Consider the following 20,419-nt stretch of genomic DNA (forward strand, 5'->3'; position numbering starts at 1 on the left):
TGATCGCTGCCGTCAGAGACGTCTTGCCGTGGTCAACGTGCCCAATCGTACCGATGTTAACGTGCGGCTTATTGCGCTCAAACTTACTCTTTGCCATTTTCGGCTCTCCGTTTTTCCTGTCCCCGAAGGGATCAATTCTTGTTATCGGTCAATTGGTATTCCGGTCACTTCTGACCGGAATACTTTGCCTGGATTTCCTGTGCGACGTTCGACGGAACCGGCGCGTAATGATCGAAGGTCATCGTGTACTGCGCACGGCCCTGAGACATGGAGCGCAGGTTGTCGACGTACTTGAACATGTTCGCCAGCGGAACGTTCGCGTTGATGACAACGGCGATACCGCGGCTTTCCTGGCCCTGGATCTGGCCACGACGCGAGTTCAGGTCGCCGATGACGTCGCCGACGTAATCTTCCGGCGTTACGACTTCGACCTTCATCATCGGCTCGAGGAGCTGGGCACCGGCTTCGCGGGCTGCTTCACGGAAGCAGGCACGAGAAGCGATTTCGAAGGCCAGAACCGACGAGTCGACGTCGTGGAAGGCGCCGTCGATGAGCGTCGCCTTGACGCCGAGCATCGGGAAGCCAGCCAGCGGACCCGAAGACAGAACGCTTTCGATGCCCTTCTGAACGCCCGGGATGTATTCCTTCGGAACGGAACCGCCGACGATCTTGGACTCGAACTTGAAGTCGTCGCCGTCCGGGTTCGGTTCGAACACGATCTTGACGCGAGCGAACTGACCGGTACCACCCGACTGCTTCTTGTGGGTGTAGTCCTTTTCCGTCTGACGCGTGATGGTTTCGCGGTAGGCAACCTGCGGTGCGCCGACGGTGGCTTCAACCTTGAATTCACGACGCATGCGGTCGACGATGATGTCGAGGTGAAGTTCACCCATGCCGGCGATGATCGTCTGGCCCGATTCCTGGTCCGTCTTCACGCGGAAGGACGGATCTTCTGCAGCCAGGCGGTTGAGCGCGAGGCCCATCTTTTCCTGGTCGCCCTTGGTCTTCGGCTCGATCGCGATCTGGATGACCGGCTCGGGGAATTCCATGCGCTCGAGGATAACCGGCTTCAGCGGATCGCAGAGCGTATCGCCAGTGGTGGTTTCCTTGAGGCCGGCCAGGGCAACGATGTCGCCCGCGAAGGCTTCTTCGATGTCTTCACGCGAGTTCGAGTGCATCTGCAGCATACGGCCGACGCGCTCGCGCTTGTCCTTGACCGTGTTGATGACCGATGCGCCCTTTTCGAGCTTGCCGGAGTAGATACGGGCGAAGGTCAACGAACCGACGAAGGGGTCGTTCATGATCTTGAATGCCAGCATGGACAACGGCTCGCTGTCGTCAGCGTGACGTTCGATCTCGGCGTCGGTCTTGAAGTCGATGCCCTTGATCGCCGGAATGTCGAGCGGCGACGGCAGGTAGTCGACAACGGCGTCGAGCAGCGGCTGAACACCCTTGTTCTTGAAGGCGGTGCCGCAGAACATCGGATGGAACTTGACGTCGATCGTGCCGCGACGGACGAGCGCGCGGATCTGATCGTTATCGGGCAGGTTGCCTTCGAGGTAGGCTTCGGTCGCGGCTTCGTCGATCTCGACAACGGTCTCGATCAGCTTTTCGCGGTATTCCGCAGCCTTGGCCTTCATGTCTTCCGGAATTTCGACGACGTCCCACTGAGCGCCGAGCGATTCGTCGCGCCAGATGAGAGCGTTCATCTCGATCAGGTCGACGACGCCCTTGAACTCGGTTTCAGCGCCGATCGGCAGCTGCATGACGACGGCGGTCGCGCCGAGGCGGGTCTTGATCATCTCGACCGAGCGATAGAAATCGGCGCCGGTCTTGTCCATCTTGTTGCAGAAGATCATGCGCGGAACATGATACTTCTCAGCCTGACGCCAGACGGTTTCCGTCTGCGGCTCAACGCCAGCGTTGGCGTCGAGCAGAGCAATCGCACCGTCGAGAACGCGCAGCGAACGCTCGACTTCGATGGTGAAGTCGACGTGGCCGGGGGTGTCGATGATGTTGAAGCGGCGGGTCTTGCCGTCGCGGCCCTTCCAGAAGGTGGTCGTGGCAGCGGAGGTGATCGTGATGCCACGCTCCTGCTCCTGCTCCATCCAGTCCATGGTGGCTGCGCCGTCGTGCACTTCGCCGATCTTGTGCGACTTGCCGGTGTAGTAAAGAATACGCTCGGTGGTCGTGGTCTTGCCGGCGTCGATGTGCGCCATGATACCGAAATTGCGGTAGTCTTCGATTTTATATTCGCGAGCCATAATGGACTGCCTTTCCGAAACCGTTCGGGATTACCAGCGATAATGCGAGAACGCACGGTTGGCATCAGCCATCTTGTGCGTGTCTTCGCGCTTCTTGACGGCGGCGCCGCGGTTGTTGGAGGCATCGAGAAGTTCGCCGCTGAGGCGATCGACCATCGTCGTTTCGTTACGCTTGCGAGCAGCAGCGATCAGCCAGCGAATGGCAAGAGCCTGACGACGCTCCGGACGAACATCGACCGGAACCTGGTAGGTAGCACCACCAACGCGACGCGAACGAACTTCAACGTGCGGAGCGATGTTATCCAAAGCCTGATGGAACACGCCGAGCGGCTCCTGCTTTGCCTTGCCCTGCACGGCGTCGAATGCGCCGTATACGATGTTTTCAGCTACCGACTTCTTGCCGTCGAGCATGATGGCATTCATGAACTTGGTGACGACCAGATCGCCGAACTTCGGGTCCGGGTTGATCTCGCGCTTTTCTGCTCTGTGACGTCTGGACATGTACTTCTCGTCTCTCAACTGTTAGCGGCGCTCTACCACGCGGAGAACCTCGCGCAGCGCCGAATGATTACAACCGAAGGATTACTTCGGACGCTTCGCACCGTACTTGGAACGGCGCTGCTTGCGGTTCTTGACACCCTGGGTATCGAGTACGCCGCGGATGATGTGATAACGGACACCCGGAAGGTCCTTTACGCGGCCGCCACGGATCATGACGACAGAGTGTTCCTGAAGGTTGTGACCTTCGCCGGGGATGTAACCAATGACTTCGAAGCCGTTGGTCAGGCGGATCTTTGCGACCTTACGCAGAGCCGAGTTCGGCTTCTTCGGCGTCGTCGTGTAGACGCGGGTGCAAACGCCGCGCTTCTGCGGGTTCTCCTGGAGAGCGGGAACCTTGTTACGCTTTACCTGCGCCTGGCGAGGCTTGCGGATCAGCTGGTTTACGGTAGGCATTCAACCATCCCTTGTAAATCTATCTCGACACCCTTGCGGGCATGACTCTCGCCGTCACCGGCAACGACACACGTTCGTCTCAATGCGCAAAACGTGGCCCGATCCGCTTTCGCAGATGGACCACAGAAAAGCAGAGGACGCTGTTTTGGCGTCTTGCGTGCAGCATTCGTGTCTTCAACGTGCGTTTAGAACCTTGTTTGAGGTGAACTCCAGAGCGCGTCGCTCCGGACAGCCATGCCTCACATGGGTCCCGATGGCGGCGGTACTACTGGTTTCTCGCCGTTTCGTCAAGGCCGGTTAAGAATTATCTTTGTCACAAAGCCCGGAAAGGCTAGGCAAACCGGCCATTTGAGGCCCTGGATACGGAAATGCCGTCTCTTCGGCAAGATGGACTTTGGTATTTCGTCAAAATCCCTATAAGGAATCACCTGAGGACATTTCCATCCAACGAACCCGGGCAACCAAAGGGAATCACCGGGTCGATTCGATACTCCCGAAGGAAGACTCATGATTACTGCGCCAGACAACGACAATAATTCCGACGGCCCCATGGTCTTCATCATCATCGGCAAGGGATACGAGTCCGATGGTGGCGAAGGCATCGACCTGCATGTCATGCTGAAAGCGCCCGATGACGATACCGCCGTGCGCGAAGCGCTGAACGCGCTGGCCGAGGAAGGCTTCATCGAGGCCGACCTGGACCAGATCGGCCTGCTGACGGACATACCGGACGAGGAGCCGCACGCCTCCGCCTATCAAGGCGCCCTCGAAGGCGAAGTCGCGATCATTCGTTTCCGCTGACAAAGCCGCCTTCATCGACGGAGGCGACCTCCCCTCGCCCGTTCCACTTCATCGCCGCATAAAAAGAAACCGCCCGGATCGCTCCGGGCGGTTTTGATTTTTCGCGTTCCGCGCCGCTTATTCGGCCGGCGTGTTCTCGCTTGCGAGATCCTGCAGCATCGGCGTTGCGACGCCGGCGCCCGTGCCCTTGCGGCGCTCTTCCAGGATGAGCTCGTCGCGAGCCGTAGCGATGCGGCGGATCTGCGTCATGGTGCCGCCCGTACCGGCCGGGATCAGGCGACCGACAATGACGTTTTCCTTCAGGCCCTGCAAACCGTCGGTCTTGCCGGCGATTGCAGCTTCGGTGAGCACCTTCGTCGTTTCCTGGAAGGATGCGGCCGAGATGAAGGACGGCGTCTGCAGCGATGCCTTGGTGATGCCGAGCAGGACCGGATCGCCGTAGGCAGGCTTCTTGCCGACTTCGATCAGCGAGTCGTTCATGTCGTCCAGCTCGATACGGTCGACATTGTCGCCGACGATGTACTGGCTGTCGCCTGCATCGGTGATTTCAACCTTCTGCAGCATCTGACGAACAATCACTTCGATATGCTTGTCGTTGATGACAACGCCCTGCAGACGATAGACTTCCTGGATTTCGTTGACGAGGTAGGAAGCCAATGCCTCCACGCCCTTGATCGCCAGGATGTCGTGCGGAGCCGGGTTACCGTCGAGGATGTAGTCACCCTTTTCGATATAGTCGCCTTCCTGAAGGTGGAAGGGCTTGCCCTTCGGGATCAGGTATTCGACCGGCTCGACACCGTCTTCCGCCGGCTCGATGATGACGCGACGCTTGTTCTTGTAGTCGCGGCCAAGGCGGATCGTACCATCGATCTCTGCGATGATGGCGTGGTCCTTCGGACGACGGGCTTCGAACAGTTCGGCAACACGCGGCAGACCGCCGGTGATGTCCTTCGTCTTGGCGCTTTCCAGCGGCGAACGAGCGAGAACGTCACCCTGAGACACCTTGGTGCCCGGCTCGACGGACAGGATCGCGTCCACCGAGAGCAGGAAGCGGGCTTCACCGCCGCGCGACAGCTTGGCAACGTTACCGCTGGCGTCCTTGATGACGATCGCCGGCTTCAGATCGGAGCCGCGCGGCGTCGAGCGCCAATCGATAACCTGACGCTTGGTGATACCGGTCGACTCGTCGGTCGCTTCGAGAACGGAGAGACCATCGACGACGTCTTCGAAGTGAACCGTACCGGCCACTTCCGTCATCATCGGACGGGTGTAAGGATCCCATTCCGCCAGACGCTGGCCGCGCTTCACCTTGTCGCCATCATCGACATAGATTTTCGAACCGTAGGCAACACGCTGCGAAGAGCGTTCGACGCCACGCTCGTCCAGGATCTGGACGGCCATGTTGCGGCCCATGGCAACGAGGTTGCCTTCGGAGTTGCGCAGCATGTTGCGGTTCTTGATCTGCACCGTGCCCTCGTAGGAGGCTTCCAGGAACGACTGGTCGACCACGGTCGCGGTGCCGCCCAAGTGGAAGGTACGCATGGTCAACTGCGTGCCCGGCTCACCGATCGACTGTGCGGCGATGACGCCGACAGCTTCGCCGATGTTGACTGGCGTACCGCGAGCAAGGTCGCGGCCGTAGCAGACCGAGCATACGCCCGTCTGGATTTCGCAGGTCAGCGCCGAGCGGATACGGATCGACTGGATACCAGCCTTCTCGATCTCGATGACATCCGGCTCAAGGATCATCTTGCCGGCATCGACGATGCGCTCACCCGTGACCGGATGATCGATGTCGTCCAGTGCCGTACGACCGAGGATACGGGCGCCGAGCGAGGCAACGACCTGACCGGCATCAACGATGGCGGTCATGGTGAGGCCGTTTTCGGTGCCGCAATCGATCTGCGTGACGATGCAATCCTGCGCGACGTCGACGAGACGACGGGTCAGGTAGCCCGAGTTCGCGGTCTTCAAGGCGGTGTCGGCCAGACCCTTACGGGCACCGTGCGTCGAGTTGAAGTACTCGTTAACGGTGAGGCCTTCCTTGAAGTTCGAGATGATCGGCGTCTCGATGATTTCGCCCGACGGCTTGGCCATGAGGCCGCGCATGCCGCCCAGCTGGCGCATCTGGTTCGGAGAACCACGAGCACCGGAGTGGCTCATCATGTAGATCGAGTTCATCGGCTTCTGGCGACCGGTCTTCTCGTCGAATTCGACAGCCTTAATGCGGGCCATCATTTCTTCGGCGACCTTTTCCGTAGCCTTGCCCCAGGCGTCGACAACCTTGTTGTACTTCTCGCCCTGGGTGATCAAGCCGTCGTTATACTGCTGCTCGTATTCCTTCACGAGTGCTTCGGTATCGCCGACGATCTTAACCTTGGTATCCGGAATGACCATGTCGTCCTTGCCGAACGAAATGCCGGCGCGGCAGGCATGGGAGAAGCCAAGCTGCATGATGCGGTCGCAGAAAATGACCGTGTCCTTCTGGCCGCAATGGCGGTAGACCGTGTCGATCATCTTGGAGATGTTCTTCTTGGTCATTTCCTGGTTGCAGATGTCGAAGGTGACCTTGCCGTGCTTCGGCAGCAGTTCGCCGATCAGCAGGCGGCCAGGCGTCGTTTCGTAGATCTTCGAATAGGTCTTGCCCTCTTCGTCGACCGACTTGAAGCGGCCGCGGATCTTCGAATGCAGCGTCACGACCTTGTTTTCAAGAGCGTGATGCAGCTCGCCGAGATCGGAGAAGGCCATGCCTTCGCCCGGTTCGTTCTGATTCAGGATCGACAGATAGTACAGGCCGAGAACCATGTCCTGCGAAGGAACGATGATCGGCGCGCCGTTTGCCGGATGCAGAATGTTGTTGGTCGACATCATCAGCACGCGGGCTTCAAGCTGGGCTTCCAGCGAGAGCGGTACGTGGACAGCCATCTGGTCGCCGTCGAAGTCGGCGTTGAAGGCCGTGCAGACGAGCGGATGCAGCTGGATCGCCTTGCCTTCGACCAGCATGGGTTCGAAGGCCTGGATGCCCAGGCGGTGCAGCGTCGGTGCGCGGTTCAACAGAACCGGATGCTCGCGGATGACCTCGTCGAGGATATCCCAGACTTCCGGCTTTTCCTTTTCGACCAGCTTCTTGGCCTGCTTGACGGTCGAGGAATAACCCTTCGCGTCGAGGCGGGCGTAGATGAACGGCTTGAACAGCTCGAGCGCCATCTTCTTCGGCAGGCCGCACTGATGCAGCTTGAGTTCCGGACCGGTCACGATGACCGAACGGCCGGAATAGTCGACGCGCTTGCCGAGCAGGTTCTGACGGAAGCGGCCCTGCTTGCCCTTGAGCATGTCGGACAGCGACTTCAGCGGGCGCTTGTTGGCGCCGGTGATGACGCGGCCACGGCGGCCGTTGTCGAACAGCGCATCGACAGATTCCTGCAGCATGCGCTTTTCGTTGCGGATGATGATGCCCGGAGCGCGCAGTTCGATGAGGCGCTTCAGACGGTTGTTACGGTTGATGACGCGGCGGTACAGGTCGTTCAGATCCGACGTCGCGAAACGGCCGCCATCGAGCGGAACCAGCGGGCGCAGGTCCGGCGGGATGACCGGGACGACCTTCATGATCATCCATTCCGGGCGGTTGCCGGATTCCATGAAGTTCTCGACGATCTTCAGGCGCTTCATCAGCTTCTTTTGCTTGAGATCCGATGTCGTATCGGCAAGCTCGGAGCGCAGGTCGCCGGCGATCTTCTCGAGCTGCATGCTGGCCAGCATCTCGTAGATCGCTTCAGCGCCGATCATGGCGGTGAACTGGTCTTCGCCATATTCGTCGACGGCGAGCATGTACTCTTCTTCCGAGAGAAGCTGATGCTCCTTGAGAGCGGTCAGGCCCGGCTCGGTAACGATATAGTTTTCGAAGTAGAGGACGCGCTCGACATCCTTCAGCGTCATGTCGAGCAGCGTGGAAATACGGCTCGGCAGCGACTTCAGGAACCAGATGTGGGCAACGGGAGCCGCAAGCTCGATATGGCCCATGCGCTCACGGCGAACGCGCGACAGCGTGACTTCGACGCCGCACTTTTCGCAGATGATGCCCTTGTACTTCATGCGCTTGTACTTGCCGCACAGGCACTCGTAGTCCTTGATCGGCCCGAAGATTCTTGCGCAGAAAAGACCATCGCGTTCCGGCTTGAACGTGCGATAGTTGATCGTTTCCGGCTTCTTGATCTCGCCATAAGACCAGGAAAGAATCTTCTCCGGCGACGCGATCGAAATCCGGATGGAATCGAAATTTTGCGCAGGCACCTGCGGATTGAAAAGATTCATGACCTCTTGGTTCATGCCTATCTCCTTTAGGGGCGAAACGCCCTCGAATTGCGATCAGTCCGGCAAATCCCGGGAGCCTGACTGACGCTTTAAAACCGCCTTGCGGCGCCATGCATCCGAAGGGACGCCGACGGCGCTGCAATATTCCAACGGTGCGCGCTGACAGACAGCGCGCACCCGACAGGTTATTACTCGGCTGCGTCCGGAAGCTGGCTTGCCGTCTGCAGATCGTCGACCTTGGAGTTTTCCAGTTCGACGCTGAGACCCAGCGAGCGCATTTCCTTGACGAGAACGTTGAAGCTTTCCGGAATGCCCGCCTCGAAGGTGTCGTCGCCACGAACGATGGCTTCGTAGACCTTCGTACGGCCGGCCACGTCGTCCGACTTGACCGTGAGCATTTCCTGCAGCGTGTACGCCGCACCGTAAGCTTCGAGCGCCCAGACTTCCATTTCGCCGAAGCGCTGGCCGCCGAACTGCGCCTTACCGCCCAGCGGCTGCTGGGTGACGAGCGAGTACGGGCCGATCGAACGGGCATGGATCTTGTCGTCGACAAGGTGGTTCAGCTTCAGCATGTAGATGTAGCCAACCGTGACCTGACGGTCGAACTGCTCGCCGGTACGACCGTCGTACAGTGTCGACTGACCGGTCCGCTTCAGACCTGCCATTGCCAGCATCTCGTTGACATCGGCTTCGCCGGCACCATCGAAGACCGGGGTCGCGATGGACACGCCACGCTTCCACTGGTCAGCCAGACGCAGGACCGACGCATCGTCATACTCGTGAACGTCGTCGCTCTTCGGACCGTCGCCGACGACCAGATCGATCGTCTTGCGCAGAGGCTCGATGTTGCCGCTCGCCTTATAGGCTTCGATCAGTTCACCGATCTGGCGCCCCATGCCGGCGCAAGCCCAGCCCAGGTGCGTCTCGAGGATCTGACCGACGTTCATGCGCGAGGGAACGCCGAGCGGGTTCAGCACGATATCCACATGCGTACCGTCTTCCAGGAACGGCATGTCTTCGACCGGAACAATGCGCGAAACGACGCCCTTGTTCCCGTGACGGCCTGCCATCTTGTCGCCCGGCTGGATCTTGCGCTTAACAGCGACGAAGACCTTGACCATCTTCATGACGCCCGGAGGCATTTCGTCGCCGCGCTGGACCTTCTCGACCTTGTCCATGAAGCGCTGTTCAAGGCGCGACTTGGATTCGTCGTACTGGCCACGCAGGGCTTCCAGCTCGCTCTGGACCTTTTCGTCCTCGACGGCAAACATCCACCACTGCGAACGCGGATACTCCGAAACGACGGCGTTGGACAGTTCCGTGCCCTTCTTGAAGCCCTTCGGACCAGCAAGAGCCACCTGACCGCGCAGCATCTCGACCAGACGGCCGTAGACGTTACGGTCGAGGATCGCCTGCTCGTCGTCACGGTCCTTGGCGAGGCGCTCGATCTCTTCGCGCTCGATCGCCATGGCGCGTTCGTCCTTTTCAACGCCGTGGCGGTTGAAGACGCGAACTTCGACGACCGTACCGTAGGTGCCGGGCGGCATGCGCATGGAGGTGTCGCGAACGTCGGACGCCTTTTCACCGAAGATGGCGCGCAGGAGCTTTTCTTCCGGCGTCATCGGGCTTTCGCCCTTCGGCGTGATCTTGCCGACGAGGATGTCGCCCGGCTGAACCTCGGCGCCGATGTACACGATGCCGGCTTCGTCCAGGTTCTTCAGCGCTTCTTCCGAAACGTTCGGAATATCGCGGGTGATTTCTTCCGGACCGAGCTTGGTGTCGCGCGCCATCACTTCGAACTCTTCGATGTGAATGGAGGTGAACACGTCGTCGGCAACGATACGCTCGGAGAGCAGGATCGAGTCTTCGTAGTTGTAGCCGTTCCACGGCATGAACGCGACGAGCACGTTGCGGCCGAGAGCCAGATCGCCGAGGTCGGTCGAGGGACCGTCCGCCAGGATGTCGCCCTTGTTGACCACGTCACCGACGGTGACCAGCGGGCGCTGGTTGACGCAGGTGTTCTGGTTCGAACGCTGGAACTTCATCAGGCGATAGATATCGACGCCGGACTTCGACGGATCGAGGTCTTCGGTGGCGCGGATAACGATACGCGTCGCGTCGACCTGGTCGACCACGCCGCCGCGGCGGGCGCCGATGGCGGCACCGGAGTCACGCGCGACGACCGGCTCCATGCCGGTGCCGACGAACGGAGCTTCGGCACGCAGAAGCGGCACGGCCTGACGCTGCATGTTCGAGCCCATGAGCGCGCGGTTGGCGTCGTCGTTTTCCAGGAACGGGATCAGAGCGGCAGCGACCGAAACCAGCTGCTTCGGCGAGACGTCCATCAGGTTGATGTTGTCGCGCGGAGCGAGCATGACTTCGCCGGCATGACGGCAGACGACGAATTCCTCGATGAAGGAGCCGTCGGCGTCGAGCTCGGCATTGGCCTGAGCAACGTAGTACTTCGCCTCTTCCATGGCGGAGAGGTAGAGCACGTCGTTGGTCACCTTACCGTCGATGATGCGGCGATAAGGGCTTTCGATGAAGCCGTACTTGTTGACGCGGGCAAAGGTCGCCAGCGAGTTGATGAGGCCGATGTTCGGACCTTCCGGCGTTTCGATCGGGCAAATACGACCGTAGTGCGTCGGATGAACGTCGCGGACTTCGAAGCCGGCGCGCTCGCGGGTCAGACCGCCCGGGCCGAGAGCCGAGAGACGGCGCTTGTGGGTGATTTCCGAAAGCGGGTTCACCTGGTCCATGAACTGCGACAGCTGCGAGGAGCCGAAGAATTCGCGGACCGCAGCGGCAGCCGGCTTTGCGTTGATCAGATCCTGCGGCATGACCGTATCGATTTCGATCGAGGACATACGTTCCTTGATCGCACGCTCCATGCGCAGCAGGCCCAGACGATACTGGTTTTCCATCAGCTCGCCGACCGAACGGACGCGGCGGTTGCCAAGGTTGTCGATGTCGTCGATCTCGCCCTTGCCGTCGCGCAGCTCCACGAGCATCTTGACCACGGCCAGGATGTCGTCCCTGCGCAGGATGCGAACGGTGTCTTCGACGTCGAGGTCGAGACGCATGTTCATCTTCACGCGGCCGACGGCGGAGAGATCGTAACGCTCCGCATCGAAGAACAGCGAGTTGAACATGGCTTCGGCCGATTCCATGGTCGGCGGTTCACCCGGACGCATGACGCGGTAGATGTCGAACAGAGCGTCCTGACGGTTCTCGTTCTTGTCCGCCGAAAGCGTGTTGCGGATGTAGGCGCCGACATTGATGTGGTCGATGCCGAGAATCGGGATTTCGTCGAAACCAGCCTTCAGGATGACCGGCAGGGTCTTCTCGTCGATTTCGTCGCCGGCTTCGAGGTAGATCTCGCCGGTCTGGAAATTGACGATGTCTTCCGCCAGGAAGAGGCCGTAGAGCTCTTCGTCGGTCGCCTTGAGAGCCTTGAGGCCCTTGTCCTGCAGCTGACGAAGCAGACGCGGGGTCAGCTTCTTGCCGCCTTCGACAACGACTTCGCCGGTATCGGCGTCGATCATGTCGGTGACGGTCTTCGCACCCTTCAGCGTTTCCGCCTTGAAGGGAATGCGCCAGCCATCGCCGGAGCGCTCGTAGAGCGACTTCGTGTAGAAGGTCGACAGGATTTCTTCGCCATCCATGCCGAGCGCCATCAGCAGCGACGTCACCGGAATCTTGCGGCGGCGGTCGATACGGGCGTAGACGATGTCCTTGGCGTCGAACTCGATGTCCAGCCAGGAACCGCGATACGGGATAACGCGAGCGGCGAAGAGCAGCTTGCCGGAAGAGTGGCTCTTGCCCTTGTCGTGATCGAAGAACACGCCCGGCGAGCGGTGCATCTGCGACACGATCACGCGCTCGGTACCGTTGACGATGAACGTACCGTTGTTCGTCATGAGCGGCATGTCGCCCATGTAGACGCTCTGTTCCTTGATGTCCTTGATGGACTTCGCGCCCGTATCCTCATCGATATCGAACACGATCAGACGGAGGGTCACCTTCAGCGGCGCGGCATAGGTCAGGTCGCGCTGGCGGCACTCATCGACGTCGAACTTCGGCGGTTCGAACTCATAGGAAACGAACTCCAGCATGGAAGCGCCGGAGAAATCGGTGATCGGGAAAACCGACTTGAAGACAGCCTGAAGACCTTCGTCCGGGCGGCCGCCCTTCGGTTCTTCGACCATGAGAAACTGATCGTAGGATGCCTTCTGAACCTCGATGAGGTTCGGCATCTCTGCGACTTCGGGAATCTTACCAAAAAACTTGCGTACGCGCCTGCGACCGTTGAACGAAAGGGTCTGAGCCATCGTCGCTCCTTTAAAATCCTGCACCCGGGCCTGCAACGGACGGGTATCGCTGGCCAGGCGACCCCATCAATCAATGAGTAGTTCAATCTCGTCTGTCTAACCGAAAACCGCTCGGCCGGATTGCGTCGCGGTTCGGTTTGAGACCATCCTCTTGAAGAACCCATTACCCAAAAGCCGTTTTTCCCGCGGCTTTTGGGTAATTCGTTCAGAAAAACGGCAAATGGGAGGCGGCAAAAAGCCACCTCCCAAAGCAGTTTCAAGCTTACTTGACGTCGACCTTTGCGCCGGCGTCTTCGAGCTTCTTCTTGATGTCAGCAGCTTCTGCCTTGGAAACAGCTTCCTTGACAGCCTTCGGAGCGGCTTCAACGAGATCCTTGGCTTCCTTGAGGCCCAGGCCGGTGATGGCGCGGACTTCCTTGATGACGTTGATCTTGTTTGCGCCGGCATCAGCGAGGATGACGTCGAACTCGGTCTTTTCTTCTTCAACGGCAGCAGCAGCGCCAGCACCACCGGCAACGGCAGCAACAGCTACCGGAGCAGCGGCGGAAACGCCCCACTTTTCTTCGAGAAGCTTGGACAGTTCTGCGGCTTCGAGAACGGTCAGCGAGGAGAGGTCGTCTACGATCTTTGCGAGATCAGCCATTTTTGTAGTTCCTTTTGTTCGGTTCGAACTGGTTGATTATGAACAGCGAAAAACCGCCTTACGCGGCTTCGTCCTTCTTGGCGTAGGCCGAGAACACGCGAGCAAGCTGACTTGCCGGCGCTGCAACAACACCTGCGATGCGGGTAGCCGGAGTCTGGATCATGCCCAGCAGCTTCGCGCGCAGCTCATCCAGCGAAGGCAGGGTCGCGAGCGACTTTACTGCCTCGGCGTTGAGCGTTGTTGTTCCCATGGCTCCGCCCAAAACAACGATCTTGTCGTTGCCCTTGGCGAAATCCACGACGACCTTCGGAGCGGTAATCGGATCAGTGCTGTATGCAATCAGCGTCTGACCGGTGAAGAGATTGGAAATCCCTTCCGCATCCGTGCCCTGAAGAGCAATTTTGGCCAGGCGGTTCTTCGCGACTTTGACGGTGCCGCCGGCAGCGCGCATCTTGGAACGAAAATCGTTCATCTGAGCGACTGTAGCACCAGCATAGTGGGCCACGACAACCGAGCCCGAAGCCTTGAAGACTTCGTTCAGTTCCGTGACGAATTCGCGTTTTTCCGCTCTTTCCACTGCTTTTCTCCAGTTGACAGGACCGGGTTAGCGGGCCTGCCGGGTTGCCTTTTGCCTCCTGGGATCAAGAGAGATCCCAAGCGACGCTTGAGGATCCTGTCCCCTCGCGCTCGAGCCTGACGGCTCCAAGGCACAAGGCATCCAAGGCTCGAACCGAGTTCATCGAAGCAGCGCTTCTTCAAAATTCGGGTCTTACCCGTCTCATGCAGGCTTGAGTGATTAAGGGATAACCACCTGCAATCTCGGACAGGAATTCCGGATTTCTCCGGAAATCCCGGCCCCGAAAGGCCGGGAATTCTTAAACGCCGGACACGAGGTCCGGCATGATTATCAGGCGCTCGGCGCCGTAACCGTCGACAGCTCGATCTTGACGCCCGGACCCATGGTCGAGGAGATCGCGACACGCTTCAGGTAGTTGCCCTTGGCGCCAGCCGGCTTTGCCTTGATGACGGCGTCGGCGAAGGCGCGGATGTTTTCTTCCAGAGCCTTGGCATCGAACGAAGCCTTGCCGATACCGGCATGGATGATACCAGCCTTCTCGACGCGGAACTCGACAGCGCCGCCCTTGGAGGCTTCAACAGCGCCCTTGACGTCCATCGTAACGGTGCCGACCTTCGGGTTCGGCATCATGCCACGCGGGCCGAGAACCTTACCGAGACGACCGACGAGCGGCATCATGTCCGGGGTCGCGATGCAACGATCGAAGTCGATCTTGCCGCCCTGAACGATTTCAACCAGGTCTTCAGCGCCGACGACGTCAGCACCGGCAGCCTTGGCTTCGTCAGCCTTGGCACCGCGAGCGAAGACGGCAACGCGAACCGTACGGCCCGTGCCGTTCGGCAGGTTGACGACGCCGCGAACCATCTGGTCGGCGTGACGCGGGTCAACGCCGAGGTTCATCGCGATTTCGACGGTCTCGTCGAACTTGGCGACGGCACGGTCCTTGACCATGTTGATGGCCAGATCCAGAGCATAAAGCTTGGTCGGATCGACGCCTTCACGAATCTTCTGAATACGCTTTGCTACCATGGTCTCAGCCCACCACTTCCAGGCCCATCGCGCGGGCAGAGCCCTCGATCATGGCCATTGCGCCTTCGATATCGGCGGCATTCAGATCCTTCATCTTGGCTTCGGCGATAGACTTCACCTGAGCCTTGGTAAGAGTGCCAGCCTTGGCGCCCTTGCCCGGAGTCTTCGAGCCGGACTGAATCTTCGCTTCCTTCTTCAGGAAGTAGCTGACCGGCGGCTGCTTCATTGCGAAGGTGAAGGACTTGTCCTGGTAGTAGGTGATGACGACCGGGATCGGCATACCCTTTTCCATTTCCTGCGTGGCGGCATTGAACGCCTTGCAGAATTCCATGATGTTAATGCCACGCTGACCAAGCGCAGGACCGATCGGCGGCGAAGGATTCGCCGAGCCGGCCTTAACCTGCAGCTTGAGCTGGCCTGCAACTTTCTTAGCCATTTCTCTCTGCCTTTCTGAATGACCGGTTTCCCGGTCCACGATGCCGGATCACTCCGGCGGCTGCGGTTGCGTGGTGCGGATCACAAGGTCCGGCTAAGACCCTACCCTTCCACGCGGATTGCGGCGGCGCCGCGAGACGCAAGCGAATATTCGCCTACGTCGAAACTTGAGCGAGAGGCCGGCAGCCGAGCCGACTCCTTCGCGAGGATACAATCAAACCTTCTCGACCTGGCTGTATTCCAGCTCGACCGGCGTAGCGCGGCCGAAAATAGACACTTCCACCTTCAGGCGCGAACGCTCCTCGTCGACATCCTGAACCGTGCCGTTGAACGAGGCGAACGGACCATCGGAAACACGAACCTGCTCGCCGATCTCGAAGGATACGGAAGCCTTCGGCCGTTCGACACCCTCCTGGACCTGCCCGAGAATGCGCTCGGCTTCATAATCCGGAATCGGAACGGGCTTATTATCGGAACCGAGGAAGCCAGTAACCTTCGGCGTATTCTTGATCAGGTGGTAGGCTTCATCCGTCAGGTTGGCACGAACAAGCACATAACCCGGGAAGAACTTGCGCTCACTGTCAACCTTGCGGCCGCGACGCACTTCCACAACCTTCTCGGTCGGCACCAGGATCTTTTCGAACAGATGCTCGAGACCCTTCTGCCTGGCCTTCTCCTCGATGGATTCAGCCACTTTCTTCTCGAAATTAGAATAAGCGTGGACGATGTACCAACGTGCCGCCATGTTCATCTCCACTCGATATCAATTGCCGGTATTCAGCGCGTAGCTGAGAATCCAGCCGATCAGCTGGTCGGCAGCAAAGAAAAACAACGAGGCGAAAACAACCATGACGAGAACCATCACCGTCGAGATCATAGTCTCGCGGCGTGAGGGCCAGGTGATTTTCGACGTCTCGGAGCGGACCTGCTGTAGAAACGCTAGTGGATTCGTTTTGGATGCCATTGACCGCCCACGCAATTACGGCGCGTAAAGCTGAAAATATCAGCCCCACGCACCGCGTGTCTGTTAAACCCTACATAAACACCGATTCCCGATTTAACAAGAGGAAATACGGTGTTTTCTAAAATTTGCCGACAATTCGGCATGACCCTCGACACGAGAAGCAGCAAAACCAATGCGCCAGTCAAATCAAGGAGAATGGCAGGGGCAGCAGGGCTCGAACCTACGACCTGCGGTTTTGGAGACCGCCGCTCTACCAACTGAGCTATACCCCTTCTTCCTTCGATTTTCACTTCGAGCGGTGAACCGCCGGAGCAATTCGAAGACATGGCGCTCCCTTTAAGGCGGGATGAAACGATTGGCAAGAGCGTTTTTTGCTTTTTCCCAATCGGGTCCGCAACTTCACCCACCGCCGCCTGCGCGACGAGCCTGCTCGCAGCCGGAAAGCCGCGTTTCGGCGTTCATTGCTCCCCAGGCGCGCCTTTCGGCCTGCGCTTGAGAAATTTCGGTCTGATCGACCGCAGGAAATTGTCCGTCGAGCGAATCACGTTCGTCAGGGATATCAGCTTGTCGATCTCGGCGTCGGCATTGCCGAGCCGCTCCGACAGCACCTCGGCGGCGGCCAAGGCAATCTCGACCGGCGGAACTTCCGTGAAGCGCTCGGCGAGCCGGACATAGGGGTTCACCGAAACGCCGCCATGGATCGAGATCTTCCCCAGCCGGGCGAAGAGGCGCAGGAAGGTTTGCTCGAAGCTCCAATCATGCGCGGAAACCACTCTCCACTTCTGGGTGCGCCTGGCCGAGAAACCGGCAAGCACGATGGTCCCCGGCAGTTTCAGATCGCTGAGCCACAGCGCCATGGCAAAGCCGCTCGTCGGCGTCTTGCCTTCCGTGTAGAAATCCGAACAAAACCCAACCAGATCGAGATGTCCGGTCGGCGCCCCCTGGAAATCGGCCGCGGGATTGAGCTTCTCCTCCGGGCCGAGGCGAATATTCATGATGCCGAGGAAAAACTCCTTCGGAAAGAACTTCACGACCTCGCCCACCTCGCCTCGATAGACGATGTTGGCCCCGCGCGGCTGGCCACGCGAGATCAGCAGCGAATGCCCATGGAACGGGCGGCTCAGAACCTTGTAGACCTTGTTGAAGAACACGAAGAGCGTGGTCGGCGGAAACTGCGCCTGCAGGCTCGCAATATCGACCGCATCGCTATTGGCGACCAGAACGATATGAGAGAATCCCGCCAAGGTTTCGCGCCATTCTTCCGCGCTATTCAACCCGGCCGCGGAGCCCGCAGCCGGAAAGCCGGTGTCAACAGGAGCTGTTGTTTTCCGATCCAACTCGCTCACTTCTGCTGGACGTGCAGCATGCGCTCGCGCATGGCGAACCATTCTTCGGCATAGTCATCGTTGCGGTACTCGTCGAAATACGGGCCGCCGTCGGTGAAATGCACCAGCTTGGCATCCTCACGATAGTCGTATTCGTTGACGAGTTAATTCCAGGTCACCGGCACCTCGCCGATCTGGTCGTCATTCTCCAGCCATTTGAACTGATGAAGCTGGAGGCCGGTCGCCGTGTTGACGAAATCCTTCGTCAACGCCGTGCAACGGGCATTGTTGAACAGGATCATGCTCGACCAGTTCTTCTTTTCGTACTTGGTCTGCGTCTGGCCGAGGAACTTGGTTTCGATCTTCGGCTGATAATCATGCTTGACGCACATTGCGGCATAGCGGTCGTCGCGCAAAGCCCACAGCTCGGCGATATCGGCGCGTGCAAGCATGTCGCAATCCATGAAGATGCTCCAGCCCTGGTAGTCGCTGAGATAGGGAACGAGGAAGCGCGAGAAGGAAAATTCGGTCGATTGCAGCGGATTGCGCTCGCGCGTGAAGATGCCATCGAGATTGTTGAGCACGATCGGCGAAAAGACCACCGGAATAGACGAGCGCTCGATGATGCTCTGGGTCAGAACGTGATAGGCGACGACTTCCTTGGAATCGAAACCGACAAAAATACGTGCAACATTATCCTTCATGATACCTCCGAAGCGGCTGATCTCTTCGCGATCAACCGGCAAACTATCTTCCGACGCGACATAGATCGCGCCCAGCTCATCCTCCAGGCGCTCTTGCCATGGGACGCTGGTTCGAAACGAGGGCGCGGATATACCGTACCAAGCGTTGCAATCTCAGGGAGATGCCCCGCAAACACAACCCTACTTAAATAAACGGGGGTATTTGTCGAGTGTTTGCGGAAGCATTTTTGGTTATCCCACGTAACAAATGGAGAGGCAGCGGCTCGTGCCCCCTCTCCTACCGGGCGTTGCGGTCGCGCATACCGGTTTCCTCCGGGGGCGGTCGCCCTTCAGATTTTTACGTGGCGGCGCCAGTCGTGCTCCTCCTTGAAGCCCAGAACCTCGCGAATCTTGCGGTTGGACAAGAGGCCCTCGTATTCACCGATCTCGCGCGTGAAAGGGACGCCCGGATAGTGCCGGGCGGCAAGCTCGCGCGACGGCGTGTTGGCTGACACCGTGTCATTCGCGGCATTGAACACCTGGAAGCCGAGACCGTTCTTCTCGATGCAGAGATGGACAATCTGGCCGAGATCGCGAGCATCGATATAGCTCCAGGCGATCCGCTTGCGGATCTCGCTGTTGGCGAAATAGTCGGGGAAATGCTCATATTCGTGCGGCTCGATGACATTGCCTATGCGCAGCGCATAGACGTCGATGCCGAAGCGTTCGGCAAAAGCGCGGGCCGTCTTCTCGTTCACGACCTTGGACAGGCCGTATGAGTCCATCGGATCGACGTCATAATCTTCCTCGAGCGGGAACTGGTGGAAGTCGCGATGGCCCTCGGCAAAGCAGACCCCGTAAGTCGTCTCGCTGGAAGCGATGATGATCTTCTTCACGCCGAGCTTCGCAGCCGCCTCGATGACATTGTAAGTGCTCATCGTATTGATGCGGAACGTCTCGTTGTCGGGCTTGATCAGGATGCGCGGCACGGCGGCAAAATGCACGACGGCATCGAAAGGCTGCACGCCCTTGCCGTGGTCGAGATCGGGGAAATCGCGATGCATGGTCAGAACATTGTAGACTTGTCCTGCATCGGTGACATCGGCCTGCAGATTGGTGACACCGGGGCTGTTCAGCGGCACGAGATCGACGTTGTGGACCTCATAGCCGGCATTGACCAGCCACGGAACCGTGTGCCGCCCGGCCTTGCCGCTTCCGCCGGTAAACAAAATACGTTTCTTCATGAAATTTCCTCCTGATAAAATCGAGCGATAGATAGGCCCTTGCGTTCATTTCGCAAGACACGCTTTGGTGACGCGGAGCCTCTCCGGCAAAATAGCCGAGGAGGCCTTATCGGCAAAATATCACCGACAGGTGACTTTGGCATCGCGCTAGCTTTGCAGATGCTTCAGAACTTCATCTCCACCCTGCCGGATCGAAAGGCCACTCGTATCGACGATCGCGCAGCCATGCGACCTGGCTTCATGGCGCAGATAGGCGGCCCAGTTCATCATGGTCGCATCGGCAAGTTCTGGCTGACCACGCTCCACAGTCAACCGGGCTGCTCTCGTTGCATCGTCACAATCGATCAATAGCAGGCGATAGTCATCGATCTTCGCGGCTGCAGCCGCTTCCCTGACGAAGGATGGCCGCATCTGTCCTTCAAGCAGAACCGCCCGGCCCTTCCGCAGCTGCGGCGCAAGCCGTGCCAACCATTCGACGGTCTTGTCGCGTTGCCAGGCCTCTGGCGAACCATGATCCCGGATCATGACATCGAGCGACGGCACGCCGATGCTATCGAAATGATAGACGGTCACGGTCTGCGCATGGTCCCTGGCGACTGCCCCCGCGATGGCCGTTTTCCCCGAACCCGAGGCACCCGTCAGAATGATCAAGCTCATGCATGTCTCCACAATGCAAAAAAGCCCCGCTGTTTCCAGCGGGGCCTTCTTATAAAGGAATAATCCGAGGATTACTCGACGATGGAAGCGACGATGCCAGCGCCGACGGTACGGCCGCCTTCGCGGATAGCGAAGCGAAGCTTCTCTTCCATCGCGATCGGAACGATCAGCTCAACCGCAACCGTGACGTTGTCGCCAGGC

Annotated in this window: 17 protein-coding genes, 1 tRNA gene and 1 pseudogene; 1 reads left to right on the top strand and 18 read right to left on the bottom strand. The window is 59.1% G+C overall.

Annotated features, from left to right (window positions below; all coding sequences use genetic code 11):
* The 4 genes from ACQZ6J_RS33155 to rpsL all read right to left on the bottom strand — a co-directional run.
* On the bottom strand, positions 1-97 hold a 97-nt coding region (locus ACQZ6J_RS33155), incomplete at its 3' end, for a GTP-binding protein (protein WP_133624442.1).
* A 67-nt stretch (positions 98-164) separates the two neighbouring features.
* Positions 165-2,264 carry an elongation factor G gene (fusA, locus tag ACQZ6J_RS33160; RefSeq protein WP_163986060.1) on the bottom strand — a complete coding sequence of 700 codons (2,100 nt, stop codon included), beginning with the start codon at positions 2,262-2,264 and terminating at the stop codon, positions 165-167.
* A gap of 30 nt (positions 2,265-2,294) precedes the next feature.
* Positions 2,295-2,765, bottom strand: coding sequence for a 30S ribosomal protein S7 (gene rpsG, locus ACQZ6J_RS33165; protein ID WP_034513449.1), 471 nt, complete (start codon positions 2,763-2,765; stop codon positions 2,295-2,297).
* An 81-nt stretch (positions 2,766-2,846) separates the two neighbouring features.
* Positions 2,847-3,218, bottom strand: a complete 372-nt coding sequence (gene rpsL / locus ACQZ6J_RS33170; RefSeq protein ID WP_003507760.1) for a 30S ribosomal protein S12 — start codon at positions 3,216-3,218, stop codon at positions 2,847-2,849.
* A gap of 507 nt (positions 3,219-3,725) precedes the next feature.
* Between rpsL and ACQZ6J_RS33175 the strand changes: the two genes are divergently transcribed.
* Complete coding sequence (locus tag ACQZ6J_RS33175) at positions 3,726-4,019, top strand: hypothetical protein (protein WP_047637046.1); 294 nt, start codon at positions 3,726-3,728, stop codon at positions 4,017-4,019.
* 117 nt (positions 4,020-4,136) lie between these two features.
* Here ACQZ6J_RS33175 and rpoC read toward each other — a convergent pair whose 3' ends face one another.
* From rpoC to ACQZ6J_RS33245, 14 genes and pseudogenes are all read right to left on the bottom strand, one after another.
* Entirely contained in the window at positions 4,137-8,345 is a 4,209-nt protein-coding gene (gene rpoC / locus ACQZ6J_RS33180; protein ID WP_163986061.1) for a DNA-directed RNA polymerase subunit beta', read from the bottom strand.
* Positions 8,346-8,518: 173 nt separating this feature from the next.
* A complete protein-coding gene (gene rpoB, locus ACQZ6J_RS33185) occupies positions 8,519-12,661 on the bottom strand; it encodes a DNA-directed RNA polymerase subunit beta (RefSeq protein ID WP_449087133.1) in 4,143 nt (1,380 codons plus the stop codon).
* Positions 12,662-12,923: 262 nt separating this feature from the next.
* Complete coding sequence (gene rplL, locus ACQZ6J_RS33190) at positions 12,924-13,304, bottom strand: 50S ribosomal protein L7/L12 (RefSeq protein WP_004123442.1); 381 nt, start codon at positions 13,302-13,304, stop codon at positions 12,924-12,926.
* A gap of 58 nt (positions 13,305-13,362) precedes the next feature.
* Positions 13,363-13,881 carry a 50S ribosomal protein L10 gene (gene rplJ / locus ACQZ6J_RS33195; RefSeq protein ID WP_163986063.1) on the bottom strand — a complete coding sequence of 173 codons (519 nt, stop codon included), beginning with the start codon at positions 13,879-13,881 and terminating at the stop codon, positions 13,363-13,365.
* A gap of 330 nt (positions 13,882-14,211) precedes the next feature.
* The gene (rplA, locus tag ACQZ6J_RS33200) at positions 14,212-14,910 is read right to left on the bottom strand and encodes a 50S ribosomal protein L1 (protein WP_163986064.1); all 699 of its coding nucleotides are present in this window, start codon (positions 14,908-14,910) and stop codon (positions 14,212-14,214) included.
* A 4-nt stretch (positions 14,911-14,914) separates the two neighbouring features.
* Positions 14,915-15,346: a 50S ribosomal protein L11 gene (rplK, locus tag ACQZ6J_RS33205; RefSeq protein ID WP_104822776.1), complete on the bottom strand. Its 432-nt coding sequence runs from the start codon at positions 15,344-15,346 to the stop codon at positions 14,915-14,917.
* 213 nt (positions 15,347-15,559) lie between these two features.
* Positions 15,560-16,090, bottom strand: a complete 531-nt coding sequence (nusG, locus tag ACQZ6J_RS33210) for a transcription termination/antitermination protein NusG (protein WP_004123460.1) — start codon at positions 16,088-16,090, stop codon at positions 15,560-15,562.
* Between the two features lie 18 nt (positions 16,091-16,108).
* Positions 16,109-16,309 (bottom strand): preprotein translocase subunit SecE, encoded by a 201-nt coding sequence (gene secE, locus ACQZ6J_RS33215; RefSeq protein WP_163986065.1) that lies wholly within the window; start codon positions 16,307-16,309, stop codon positions 16,109-16,111.
* 196 nt (positions 16,310-16,505) lie between these two features.
* Positions 16,506-16,581 (bottom strand) — tRNA-Trp (locus tag ACQZ6J_RS33220).
* A gap of 186 nt (positions 16,582-16,767) precedes the next feature.
* Positions 16,768-17,646, bottom strand: coding sequence for a 3-deoxy-manno-octulosonate cytidylyltransferase (locus ACQZ6J_RS33225; protein WP_449087134.1), 879 nt, complete (start codon positions 17,644-17,646; stop codon positions 16,768-16,770).
* Positions 17,647-17,651: 5 nt separating this feature from the next.
* Positions 17,652-18,338: pseudogene (locus ACQZ6J_RS33230) on the bottom strand (glycosyltransferase).
* A 329-nt stretch (positions 18,339-18,667) separates the two neighbouring features.
* Positions 18,668-19,561, bottom strand: coding sequence for an NAD-dependent epimerase/dehydratase family protein (locus ACQZ6J_RS33235; protein ID WP_449087135.1), 894 nt, complete (start codon positions 19,559-19,561; stop codon positions 18,668-18,670).
* 147 nt (positions 19,562-19,708) lie between these two features.
* The gene (locus ACQZ6J_RS33240; protein ID WP_449087136.1) at positions 19,709-20,218 is read right to left on the bottom strand and encodes a hypothetical protein; all 510 of its coding nucleotides are present in this window, start codon (positions 20,216-20,218) and stop codon (positions 19,709-19,711) included.
* Between the two features lie 71 nt (positions 20,219-20,289).
* Positions 20,290-20,419 (bottom strand): EF-Tu C-terminal domain-related protein (locus tag ACQZ6J_RS33245; protein WP_449086490.1); only part of this gene is annotated, 130 nt, incomplete at its 5' end.

The organism is Rhizobium sp. A37_96, assembly GCF_053521765.1.